Source organism: Mesorhizobium silamurunense (assembly GCF_014843825.1).
GTDB classification, from domain to species: domain Bacteria; phylum Pseudomonadota; class Alphaproteobacteria; order Rhizobiales; family Rhizobiaceae; genus Mesorhizobium; species Mesorhizobium silamurunense.
In genome coordinates this window covers 1-11,116 of the sequence record NZ_JHQR01000357.1, presented here as the reverse complement: position 1 = coordinate 11,116, position 11,116 = coordinate 1, and the positions used below count along the sequence as shown (strand labels likewise).

Annotated in this window: 11 protein-coding genes; 3 read left to right on the top strand and 8 right to left on the bottom strand. The window is 64.5% G+C overall.

What is annotated here, in order from left to right:
• The 7 genes from DH10_RS32860 to DH10_RS32830 all read right to left on the bottom strand — a co-directional run.
• Positions 1 to 1,046: alpha/beta fold hydrolase (locus DH10_RS32860; RefSeq protein ID WP_192385795.1), on the bottom strand; the 1,046-nt coding region annotated here is incomplete at its 3' end.
• A gap of 124 nt (positions 1,047 to 1,170) precedes the next feature.
• Positions 1,171 to 1,485 carry a formate dehydrogenase subunit delta gene (locus DH10_RS32855; protein ID WP_192253407.1) on the bottom strand — a complete coding sequence of 105 codons (315 nt, stop codon included), beginning with the start codon at positions 1,483 to 1,485 and terminating at the stop codon, positions 1,171 to 1,173.
• The gene (gene fdhD, locus DH10_RS32850; RefSeq protein ID WP_192253404.1) at positions 1,475 to 2,305 is read right to left on the bottom strand and encodes a formate dehydrogenase accessory sulfurtransferase FdhD; all 831 of its coding nucleotides are present in this window, start codon (positions 2,303 to 2,305) and stop codon (positions 1,475 to 1,477) included. The genes DH10_RS32855 and fdhD overlap by 11 nt, the downstream gene beginning before the upstream one ends.
• 2 nt (positions 2,306 to 2,307) lie before the next feature.
• Entirely contained in the window at positions 2,308 to 5,223 is a 2,916-nt protein-coding gene (gene fdhF, locus DH10_RS32845; RefSeq protein WP_192385794.1) for a formate dehydrogenase subunit alpha, read from the bottom strand.
• 10 nt (positions 5,224 to 5,233) lie between these two features.
• Positions 5,234 to 6,790 (bottom strand): formate dehydrogenase beta subunit, encoded by a 1,557-nt coding sequence (locus DH10_RS32840; RefSeq protein ID WP_192253398.1) that lies wholly within the window; start codon positions 6,788 to 6,790, stop codon positions 5,234 to 5,236.
• Entirely contained in the window at positions 6,787 to 7,266 is a 480-nt protein-coding gene (locus tag DH10_RS32835; RefSeq protein WP_210325213.1) for a formate dehydrogenase subunit gamma, read from the bottom strand. The genes DH10_RS32840 and DH10_RS32835 overlap by 4 nt, the downstream gene beginning before the upstream one ends.
• Positions 7,267 to 7,460: 194 nt before the next feature.
• Positions 7,461 to 8,360, bottom strand: a complete 900-nt coding sequence (locus DH10_RS32830; protein ID WP_192253395.1) for a LysR family transcriptional regulator — start codon at positions 8,358 to 8,360, stop codon at positions 7,461 to 7,463.
• 155 nt (positions 8,361 to 8,515) lie between these two features.
• Between DH10_RS32830 and DH10_RS32825 the strand changes: the two genes are divergently transcribed.
• Both DH10_RS32825 and DH10_RS32820 read left to right on the top strand, forming a co-directional pair.
• Positions 8,516 to 9,157: a DUF47 domain-containing protein gene (locus DH10_RS32825; RefSeq protein WP_126089611.1), complete on the top strand. Its 642-nt coding sequence runs from the start codon at positions 8,516 to 8,518 to the stop codon at positions 9,155 to 9,157.
• Between the two features lie 2 nt (positions 9,158 to 9,159).
• Positions 9,160 to 10,164: an inorganic phosphate transporter gene (locus tag DH10_RS32820; RefSeq protein WP_192253392.1), complete on the top strand. Its 1,005-nt coding sequence runs from the start codon at positions 9,160 to 9,162 to the stop codon at positions 10,162 to 10,164.
• Positions 10,165 to 10,191: 27 nt separating this feature from the next.
• Here DH10_RS32820 and DH10_RS32815 read toward each other — a convergent pair whose 3' ends face one another.
• Positions 10,192 to 10,569 (bottom strand): VOC family protein, encoded by a 378-nt coding sequence (locus tag DH10_RS32815; RefSeq protein WP_192253389.1) that lies wholly within the window; start codon positions 10,567 to 10,569, stop codon positions 10,192 to 10,194.
• A gap of 250 nt (positions 10,570 to 10,819) precedes the next feature.
• On the opposite strand from DH10_RS32815, the gene DH10_RS32810 reads away from it, so the two are divergent.
• The coding region (locus tag DH10_RS32810; RefSeq protein ID WP_192385793.1) for an iron-sulfur cluster assembly protein at positions 10,820 to 11,116 on the top strand (297 nt) is incomplete at its 3' end.

Sequence of the window (11,116 nt, the reverse complement as noted above, 5' to 3'; positions counted from 1 at the left end):
AGCGCCGCCGCGCAGCGTATGGCGCGGGCCGGCCCGTCGAAGCGCGAGATCATCAATTCGCCATGCGTGCCGGCGACGCGCCCGCCATGGCGGCCGACCAGCAGCCGCCATGTTTCCTGGAAGCGCTGGCTCCGCTCGCTCCACATGCGATCGCCGAGCTTGGCCGTATCGTAGATACGCGTCACCAGCAGCGCGGCGAGCACGCGCTCGGTGTCGGCCACCGCCGGCTGGCCGGTCAGGAACTCCTCGACCAAGTCGGCCACCCCGTCGACGTCCCCGGTCCAGATCGGATGGTCGCGCCCGGGAATCTCGACCAGCCGGGCGCCATGGATCTTCCTGGCGAGGAAGCGGCTGGCCTCCGGGTCGATGCGCGCGTCGTTGCGGCGATGGATGATCAGCGTCGGCGCGCTGATCGCGGACAGGACGCCGCGCACGTCGATCCCGGCATTCATGCGGGCAAGCGCCGTCGCGGCGGTCGGGCTCGCCGACAGCCGCTCGAACCGTGCCCACCATTGCGAAAAGTGCGGATCGTCCACCCGGCCTGGCGCGAAATTGGGCAACGTGGCGCCGGTGCCCCAGGATGTCTCCGCTGTCTCGATGAAGGCTTCCAGCCGCTCAGGCGGCATCACCCATTTGTGGAAATGCGCATAGCCGCCATAGAGCACCAGCGCCCGCGTCCGCTCGGGGTAGGTCGCCGCGAACAGCATCGCCATCGGCGCTCCTTCCGAGGCGCCGAGGAGCGCCGCGCGGCCGCTGCCGGCAGCGTCCATCACCGCGCGCACGTCGTCCATCCGGGTCTCCAGGCTGGGCAGATGACGGCTGTCGACACGATCGGAAAGTCCGGTGCCGCGCTTGTCGAACAGGATCAGACGCGAGAAGACCGAGAGCCGTTTCAAGAGTCGGCTGTAGCCTTCGTCCTCCCATTGCAGGTCGAGATTGGAAATGAATCCAGGCACGAAGACGAGATCGAACGAACCCTGGCCGACCACCTGGTAGGCGATCCGCACATCTGCGCTACGGGCGTATCTGGTCTCGATAGGCCTCACGCAACTGCCCCGCCGGCCAGACGATTTCCTGTCTGCGACCATAGCAGAACCCCGCCACGCGCGGCAGACAAACTTTAGAGATCGAAAATGTTAGACCTTTGGCGCCGATGGCGCGCGGCAGCTCTTATTTGTGCGGAGCGGCGCCCTCGGCCTCGGGGGGCCTGGTATAGCCGAGGCTCTTGTCGGCCTGTTCGGGCGTCTTGGGCCGCTTGATCCTGGCCGAGGCGGCGATCACCAGGTCGTCGAAATCCTCTGGGTCGCCGTCGAGCAACTCGAAGAACTGCCGCCGCATCCGCGGCTCCCAGAACTTGTTGATGTGCTCGGCAACGCCGGTAATGCCTTCCTCGCGCGGCTTCGAATGGAAGAAGGTGGCGATCTGGTTGGCCATGCGCACCAGCTTTTCCCTGGTGTTGGCGATATGGTCTTCGTCATGCGACATGCTTGGCAACTCCGCAAGCCACCCGGTCAGGGTGGGTGAAAATATCGAAATCGTCGCCGCGCACCAGCGCCACCAGCGTCATGCCGGCGGCCTCTGCCGTGCGGATGGCAAGTGCTGTCGGCGCCGAGACGGCCATGATGATCGGCGCGCCGATGGCGGCCGTCTTTTGCACCATCTCCACCGACACGCGCGAAGTGACGACGACTGCACCGCTCGCGCCGTCGATGCCGGCTTTCGCCAGCGCGCCGGCAAGCTTGTCCAGCGCGTTGTGGCGGCCGACATCCTCGCGCGCCATCACGACGCCCTTGCCGGGAACATAGAAGCCCGCGGCATGCACCGCGCCGGTCTCCGTATGCAGCGGCTGCAGCTTAGACAGCAGCCTGACCGAACGGGTGACGTCCTCGGCCTCAAGCGTAAGCTTCGACGAACCGACCGCGTCGACCGAGCGCATCGCTTCCTCGATGGATTCGATGCCGCACAAGCCGCAGCCGACCGGTCCGGCCAGCCTGCGCCGCCGCGCCTGGAAGCGCGTGTTCGCCTTGTCTTTCAGCTTGATCTGGATATCGATGCCGGCGCCGAGATCCTCGACCTCGATCGCCTCGATCTCTTTCGGGTCGCCAACGATGCCTTCGGTCAGCGAGAAGCCCAGCGCGAAATCCTCGAAATCGGCGGGGCTCGCCATCATCACGGCGTGCGTGGTGCCGGCATAGGAGAACGCCACCGGCGTCTCCTCCGGCACCATGCGGTTCGCCGCCGCGGTGCCGCCGGCGCGACGCGCCAGCCGCGAGATTTGCGTCGTTGCTTTGCGGCGCGCGGCCAAGGTTACTCCGCCGCCTGCAACGGAGCGATCCGCCGGCTCTGGCGCGCCTGCTCGTTATAGTCCTTCTGCCAGTCGGTCGGGCCGTTGGACGGCGCCACCTGCACGGCGGTGACCTTGTATTCCGGACAGTTGGTCGCCCAGTCCGAGAAGTCGGTGGTGATCACATTCGCCTGCGTATCAGGATGGTGGAAGGTCGTGTAGACGACGCCCGGCGAGACGCGATCGGTGATCAGCGCCCGCAGCGTGGTTTCGCCGGAGCGGCTTGCCAGCCGCACCCAGTCGCCATCGCGGATGCCGCGGTTCTCGGCATCGTGCGGATGGATCTCCAACCGGTCCTCGGCATGCCACATGACATTCTCGGTGCGCCGGGTCTGCGCGCCGACATTGTATTGCGAGAGAATCCGCCCGGTCGTGAGCAGCAGCGGGTAACGCGGACCCGTCCGCTCGTCCGTCGCCACATATTCGGTGCGGATGAACTTGCCCTTGCCGCGCACGAAGCCGTCGACATGCATGATCGGCGTGCCGAGCGGCGCCTTCTCGTTGCAGGGCCACTGCACCGATCCGACACGGTCGAGCAGATCGAAGGAAACGCCGGCGAAGCTCGGCGTCGTCTTGGCGATCTCGTCCATGATCTCGGAGGGATGCGCGTAGTTCCAGTCGAGCCCGATGGCGCGGGCAAGCTCCTGCGTCGCCTCCCAGTCGGCATAGCGCGCCTTCGGCTCCAACACCTTGCGCACCATGTTGATGCGGCGCTCGGCATTGGTGAAGGTGCCGTCCTTCTCCAGGAAGGTCGAGCCCGGCAGGAAGACATGCGCGTAGTTCGCCGTCTCGTTGAGGAAGAGGTCGTGCACGACGACGCATTCCATCGCGGCGAGGCCAGCGGCGACATGCTTGGTGTCGGGGTCGTCGGACTGCAGGATGTCCTCGCCCTGGATGTAGATGCCCTTGAACGAGCCGTCGACGGCGGCATCCAGCATGTTGGGGATGCGCAGGCCGGGCTCTTCGTCCAGCTTCACGCCCCACAGGCTCTCATAGATGTCGCGCACGGCCTCGCCCGAGATGTGGCGATAACCCGGCAGCTCATGCGGGAAGGAGCCCATGTCGCAGGAACCCTGCACATTGTTCTGGCCGCGCAGCGGGTTCACGCCGACGCCCGGACGGCCGATATTGCCGGTGGCCATGGCAAGGTTGGCGATCGCCATCACCGTGGTCGAGCCCTGACTGTGTTCGGTGACGCCGAGACCGTAATAGATCGCGCCGTTGCCGCCCTTGGCGTAGAGCCGCGCAGCACCCCGGATCAACTCGGGATCGACGCCGGAGAGCTTGCCGACCGTCTCCGGGCTATTCTCCGGCAGGGCGACGAAGGACGCCCAGTCCTGGAACTCGGCCCAGTCGCAGCGCTCGCGGATGAAGGCTTCGTCGAACAGGCCCTCGGTGACGATGACATGCGCCAGCGCCGTCAGCACCGCCACGTTGGTGCCTGGCTTCAACGGCAGGTGATAGTCCGCTTCGACATGTGTCGACTTCACCATCTCGGTGCGGCGCGGGTCGAGCACGATCAGCTTGGCGCCCTGGCGCAGCCGCTTCTTCAGCCGCGAGGCGAAGACCGGATGGGCGGAAACCGGATTGGCGCCGATGATGACGGCGACGTCGGTGAACTCGACCGAGTCGAAATCCTGCGTGCCGGCCGAGGTGCCGTAGGTCTGGCCGAGGCCGTAACCGGTCGGCGAGTGACAGACGCGGGCGCAGGTGTCGACATTGTTGTTGCGGAAGCCCTGGCGCACCAGCTTCTGGACGAGATAGGTCTCCTCATTCGTGCAGCGCGAGGAGGTGATGCCGCCGATGGCGCTGCGTCCGTACTGGTACTGGATGCGGCGGAATTCCTTGGCGGTATGGGCGATCGCCTCTTCCCAGCTCACCTCGCGCCAGGGATCGCTGATCTTCTCCCGGATCATCGGCGACAGGATGCGGTCCTTGTGGGTGGCATAGCCATAGGCGAAACGGCCCTTCACGCAGGAATGGCCGTGGTTCGCCTTGCCGTCCTTGTAGGGCATCATGCGGATGACCTCGTCACCCTTCACTTCTGCCTTGAACGAGCAGCCGACGCCGCAATAGGCGCAGGTGGTGACGGCCGAGCGTTCCGGCATGCCCTTCTCGAGCACCGTCTTCTCGCGCAGCGCATCAGTCGGGCAGGCCTGCACGCAGGCGCCGCAGGAGACGCATTCGGAAGCGATGAAGTCTTCATGCATGCCGGCGACCATGCGCGATTCGAAGCCGCGGCCCTCGATGGTCAGCGCGAAGGTGCCCTGCACCTCTTCGCAGGCGCGCACGCAGCGCGAGCAGACGATGCACTGCGCCGGGTCGTAGGTGAAATAGGGGTTGGATTCGTCGCGGGCGATGTAGTCGACGGCCAGCGAGCCATGGCCGGGCGCCACGCCGTTCTCTTGCCTAACGTGGTTGCGGCCTTCGACGCCGTAGCGGTTCTCGGCGAGGCCGACCGACTTCGCCACCGCGTCGAACTCGCTGGCGCCGGTTCCGGCCTTCTCGTTCCAGCCGGCCGGATGGTCGGAAACGTAGAGCTCCATGACGCCGCGGCGGATGGCGTCGAGCCGCTCGGACTGGGTGCGCACTACCATGCCCTCACCGACCGGCGTCGTGCAGGAAGCGGGCGTGCCGCCGCGGCCTTCGATCTCGACCAGGCAGACGCGGCACGAGCCGAACGAGTCCAGCATGTCGGTGGCGCAGAGTTTCGGGATCTCGACCCCGCCCTCCATCGCCGCGCGCATGATCGAGGTACCTTCCGGCACGGTGATGCTTTGCCCGTCGACGATCAGCGTGACCTGATTCGTCGCTTTCGACTCCGGCGTGCCGTAATCGATCTCTTCGATGAGTGTCGGGAAGTCGGCTTTGATATTCATCTGCCAGCTCCTATTCGGCAGCCACGCGCGTCGGCGCCGGCTTGAAATCCTCGGGGAAATGCGTGATCGAGCTCATCACCGGGTAGGGCGTGAAGCCGCCCAGCGCGCAGAGCGATCCGAACTTCATCGTGTTGCAGAGGTCGGTGACCAGAGCGAGGTTCTTCTCCGCCTCTATTCCCGCCGCGACCTTGTCGAGAACCTCCATGCCGCGCGTCGAGCCGATGCGGCAGGGCGTGCACTTGCCGCAGCTCTCGATGGCGCAGAACTCCATGGCGAAGCGCGCCTGCTTCATCATGTCGGCGCTGTCGTCGAACACGGTGATGCCGGCATGGCCGATCAGCCCGTCCTTGGCCGAGAAGGCCTCGTAGTCGAACGGCGTGTCGAAAAGCGCGCGCGGGAAATAGGCCCCGAGAGGGCCGCCGACCTGCACCGCTTTCACCGGACGTCCCGAAGCCGTGCCGCCGCCGATCTCGTCGACGATTTCGCCCAGCGTCAGGCCGAAGGCCGTTTCGAACAGCCCGCCATGCTTGACGTTACCGGCGATCTGGATCGGGATCGTGCCGCGCGAGCGGCCCATGCCGAAATCCTTGTAGTAGGCGGCGCCCTTGTCCATGATGATCGGCACAGAGGCGAGGCTGATGACGTTGTTGATCACCGTCGGCTTGCCGAACAATCCTTGAATGGCAGGCAGCGGCGGCTTGGCGCGCACCACGCCGCGCTTGCCTTCCAGGCTGTTGAGCAGCGAGGTTTCCTCGCCGCAGACATAGGCGCCGGCGCCGACGCGGATTTCCATGTCGAAGGCGTTGGGCGAGCCCAGCACATTGACGCCGAGCACGCCCGCCTTGCGGGCGATAGCGACGGCCTTGTTCATCGTCGCCACCGCATGCGGATATTCCGAGCGAATATAGACGAAGCCCTTGGTTGCGCCGGTGGCGATGCCGGCGATCGCCATGCCTTCGATCAGCACGAAGGGATCGCCTTCCATGATCATGCGGTCGGCGAAGGTGGCGCTGTCGCCCTCGTCGGCGTTGCAGACGATGTATTTGCGCTCGGAGGTCGTATCCAGCACCGTCTTCCATTTGATGCCGGTCGGGAAACCGGCGCCGCCGCGGCCGCGCAAGCCGGACTCGGTCACCTGTTTCACGATGTCGGCCGGCGCCATGGCGACCGCGTTCTCAAGACCCTTCAGGCCGCCATGCGACTTGTAGCTGTCGAGCGACAGCGGATCGATGACGCCGCAGCGGGCGAAGGTCAGCCGCGTCTGCTTGGCGAGGAAGGGGATCTTGTCGGGCGCGCCGAGCCAGCGCTTGTGATGGCCGCCCTTGAGGAAGCCGCTGTCGAACAGGCTCTTGACCTCCGACGGCTTCACCGGCCCGTAGGCGACGCGGCCCTCGGCGGTCGCCACCTCGATCATCGGCTCCAGGAAATAGGCGCCGCGCGAGCCGTTGCGCACGATCTTGGCTTCGACGCCGCGTTCCTTGAGCTCTTTCTCGATCGCTTTGGCGACTTTTTCGGCGCCGAGCGCCAGCGCGCCGGAATCGGCAGGGATGTAGATGCGCGGGATCATGAACGCACCTCCGCGACGATCTCTTCGATCTTCTCGTCGTCAAGCCGGCCGATCACTTCCCCGTCCAGCATCGCCGACGGCGAGCAGGCGCAAAGCCCGAGGCAATAGACCGGCTCCAGTGTAACCGATCCGTCACGGGTGGTCTCGTGGAAATCGATGCCGAGCAACTGCTTGACCTTGGCGGCGACGACGTCCGAGCCCATCGACTGGCAGGCTTCCGCCTGGCAGAGCTTCAGCACATGCCTGCCGGCGGGCTGGGCGCGAAAATCGTGATAGAAGGTGACGACGCCGTGCACTTCTGCCCTGGAGAGGTTCAGCCCGTCGGCAATGACCGGAAGTGCTGCCTGCGGCACATGGCCGAACTCCTCCTGGATGCCGTGGAGGATCGGCAGCAGCGGACCTTCGAGGTCCTTCAACTCCTCGATGATCGCCGCTATGCGCGACGCGATCTCGGTACTTGCAGGCTGCATCGGCATGCAGCGCCCTCCCTGGTCGTGGCGGCCCAATGTATGTCACCCCATCATATAGAGCGGTTTCGGGGCAACGACATGCACAGGGCGCAATATCGCTAAGTCCTTACGAAATCAGAGGAAACCCTCTAGATCAATAAAGCCGTCTCGTTGCTCGATAGAAATTTTCTATCAAAAACGCGCAGCCTGCATTGTCTAACCTAGCGGTGGGCGCGGAAATCGTCTGCCAGCGCCATTGCCTCGTCCAGCAGCGCCTGCACCAGCGGCGTATGCGGCTCGCGCGGCGCGGCCACCAGACCGACGGTGTGGCTGGCATCGGGCTCAACGATCGGAATGGCCCGGATCGGCTCTGAAAAGCCGAATGTTTCCGCGAGGTTGAGCGGCATGATCGACGACCATTTGCCGGTCCGGATATGCGAGAACAGCACGATCATCGAGTTGGATTCCAGCGTCGGCCGCACCTGCACGCCGGCTTCCGCCAGATGCTGGTCGATGATGCGCCGGTTCTGCATGTCCGGCGTCAGCAGGCACAGCGGCAACTGGCTGATCTCGGCCCACGTCACTTTGTCGCGGTCGGAATAGGGATTTCCGACTGCCGTGATCAGCTGGTAGCGCTCGTCATAGAGCGGCACGCTGGTCACCCGCCCGAGCGGTTCGTTGTCGAGATAGGTGATGCCGGCATCGACGTCGAAATTGCCGAGCAGCGACAACACCTCGATCGAGGTGCGCGACAGGATCGAGAAGGTGACGCCCGGATGCTTTTCGCGGAACGGCGTCGTCAGCCGCGCCACCATCGCCAAGGCGGTCGGGACGGCGGCGATGCGGATGCGGCCGGCAAGGCCGTGGCGCGCCGCCCGCATCTCCTCGCGCATGGTCCGTGAGTCGCCGACGATGCGGCGCGCCCAGACCAGCACCTGCTTGCCTTCCGGCGTCAGGCCCTGGAAGCGCGAACCGCGCAGCACCAGCATGACGCCGAGCTGTTCCTCGAGCTGCTTGATGCCGGCCGACAGTGTCGGCTGGGTGACGCCGCACACTTCGGCCGCGCGGCCGAAATGCTCTTCCTTGGCTAAAGCGATGAAGAATTCCAGCTTGTCGATCATATCATCCGATCCACGGTTTGCCCAAGGTCGGGGAAATCGTCTTGCCGCGCAAGACACACGCATAATCGGACCTCGTCCACATTTTTGAGCCGGCTATCTGTTTTCCCGCGCCGCGCATGGCGCTATGTGGGATAAGCGGAAGCAGGGAGGACGAGATGCTGGGTTGGTTTCGCAGGCTGTTGCCGCGCGAGGATCGCTTCTTCGAGCTGTTCGAACGGCATTCGCGCACGGTGGTCGGCGGCGCCGAGGCGCTTGAGCAGCTTCTCCAGGGCAGGGACATCGACCGCTGGTGTCAGAAGATCGTCGATCTGGAGGACGAAGCGGACGGCATTACCGCGGAGGTCCTGCTTGCCGTCAGGCGCTCCTTCATCACGCCCTTCGACCGCGGCGACATCAAGGATCTGATCCAGTCGATGGATGATGCCATCGACACGATGCACAAGGCCGTCAAGACGGTGAAATTGTTCGAGATGAGGGAATTCGATCCGCTGATGCGGGAAATGGGCGGCGTCATCGTCCAGGCCGCCCGACTGGTCGCAGAGGCGATCCCGCTGCTCGGCAAGGTGGGCGCAAACGCCGCGCGGCTCAATGCCATTGCCGAAGAGGTCATGCGCGTCGAGGGCCGTGCCGACGACTTGCATGAGCAGGGTCTCAAGGATCTGTTCAAGCGGCACGGCCGCAGCGACCCCATGGCCTATCTAATCGGTTCCGAGATCTATGGCCAACTGGAAAAGGTGGTCGACCGTTTCGAGGACGTCGCCAACGAGATCAGCGGCATCGTCATCGAGAACGTGTAGCGATGGACGCCACGATCGCCTTTCCCTTGCTGGTCGGCCTCGTAGCAGTGGCGCTGTTCTTCGATTTCTTGAACGGCCTGCACGATGCCGCCAATTCGATCGCGACCATCGTCTCCACCCGTGTGCTCAGACCGCACTACGCGGTGTTCTGGGCCGCTTTCTTCAATTTCATCGCCTTCCTGTTCTTCGGCCTGCATGTCGCCGAGACGGTGGGAAAAGGCATCGTCGATGCCGACATCGTGACACCGGCGGTGATCTTCGCCGCGCTTGTCGGCGCCATCTTCTGGAACATCGTCACCTGGATCGCCGGCATTCCGTCGAGCAGCTCGCATGCGCTGATCGGCGGACTGGTCGGCGCCGGCGTCGCCAAGGCCGGAACGGGCGCCATCGTCTGGTCCGGGCTCGGCAAGACGGTCGCGGCGATCGTCCTCTCGCCGGCGACCGGATTCGTGCTGGCGCTTGTCCTCATCCTCGTCGTCTCATGGCTGTTCGTGCGGCAGACGCCGTTCGCGGTCGATAACAGCTTTCGCGTCCTACAATTCTTCTCGGCGTCCCTCTATTCGCTGGGGCACGGCGGCAATGACGCGCAGAAGACCATGGGCATCATCGCCGTGCTGCTCTATTCGCAAGGCATGCTCGGCCAGAGCTTCTACGTGCCGCTCTGGGTGGTCATCACCTGCCAGTCGGCCCTGGCGCTGGGCACGCTGCTCGGAGGCTGGCGCATCGTTCACACCATGGGCTCGAAGATCACGCGGCTCAATCCCATGCAGGGCTTCTGCGCCGAGACCGGCGGTGCGATCACGCTTTTTGCCGCCACCTGGCTCGGCGTTCCGGTGTCGACCACCCACACAATAACAGGAGCCATCATCGGCGTGGGCGCTGCCCGCCGCGTCTCGGCTGTGCGCTGGGGCATAGCCGGCAATATCGTCGTGGCATGGGTCATCACCCTGCCGGCGACGGCGGCGATTTCGGCGTTGACCTACCTCGCCACGCGGTTGGCCGCATGATGCGGCCTGCCGCGTCTGAGGGCGAAGCTATTTGCCCACGAGATTTAAAATGTTCCCGTCGGGATCCTTGAACCAGGCGACTTTCATGCCGTGGCCGACATGAATATCACCTTCGAGCGATAGGCCGGGCATGTCGTAGTGCTCGAAGGTGACGCCCTTCGACCGCAGCGACTTGACCATCGGCTCGATCTGGTCGCCGACCTCCCAGGTTACCGCGGTCGCCTTGTTGGTCCCGGCGAATTGCGAATGATAGACGTTGATAAGCGTGTCGCCGCTTTTGTAGACGATCAGTTCGCCGCCCATGTCGTCAACCTGCTTGAGGCCCAGTGTTCCCACGTAGAAAGCCTTGGCCCTCTCCAGGTCCTTCACCGCGAGATTGGCTGTGGCATTGCTGTGTTCGAGCATGACTGTCTCCTTTCTCCATCGGCTGCTCCCTGCTGGCTGCCGCCGAAACCAGGAAGATAGCGTTGCATTGTCTTCTGGCGACCGCAGCCTGTGCAGTCGGGATGCGTCTTTCTGGAAGACGAAAGGCGCCCGCAAAACCCGACACGCGAGTGCAAGTTTTTGAAGGCATGTCGCCGCAAATGCCGTTCCGAAGCTTGGTTCTCTCCGGGAACTGCATTATCTGAACCGGCAAACGCTTGGGAAAAAGCTCATGTCCGTCAGCAAAGAAACCGTCATCGAGCGCCTGAAGACGGTCAATGGACCGGATTTCACCGGCAATATCGTCGACCTCGGCCTGGTCTCGGAGATTTTCATCGCCGACTCCAAGGTGTTCTTCTCGATAACCGTTCCCGCCGCCCGCGCGCAGGAGATGGAACCGCTGCGCGCCGCCGCCGAGCGGGTGGTGAAAGCCATCCCCGGCGTCGTCAACGCCGTCGTCGCGCTGACGGCGGAGAAGAAGGGCGGCGGCATGGAAGCACCGGTTCGGCCGCGCCCGGCTCCGCAGGCA

Bases quoted from the DNA above. Each gene is read 5' to 3' on its own strand.
- DH10_RS32855 (WP_192253407.1), bottom strand. From the start codon at position 1,485: ATGTCGCATGACGAAGACCATATCGCCAACACCAGGGAAAAGCTGGTG.
- fdhF (WP_192385794.1), bottom strand. From the start codon at position 5,223: ATGAATATCAAAGCCGACTTCCCGACACTCATCGAAGAGATCGATTAC.
- DH10_RS32840 (WP_192253398.1), bottom strand. From the start codon at position 6,790: ATGATCCCGCGCATCTACATCCCTGCCGATTCCGGCGCGCTGGCGCTC.
- DH10_RS32835 (WP_210325213.1), bottom strand. From the start codon at position 7,266: ATGCCGATGCAGCCTGCAAGTACCGAGATCGCGTCGCGCATAGCGGCG.
- DH10_RS32830 (WP_192253395.1), bottom strand. From the start codon at position 8,360: ATGATCGACAAGCTGGAATTCTTCATCGCTTTAGCCAAGGAAGAGCAT.
- DH10_RS32825 (WP_126089611.1), top strand. From the start codon at position 8,516: ATGCTGGGTTGGTTTCGCAGGCTGTTGCCGCGCGAGGATCGCTTCTTC.
- DH10_RS32820 (WP_192253392.1), top strand. From the start codon at position 9,160: ATGGACGCCACGATCGCCTTTCCCTTGCTGGTCGGCCTCGTAGCAGTG.
- DH10_RS32815 (WP_192253389.1), bottom strand. From the start codon at position 10,569: ATGCTCGAACACAGCAATGCCACAGCCAATCTCGCGGTGAAGGACCTG.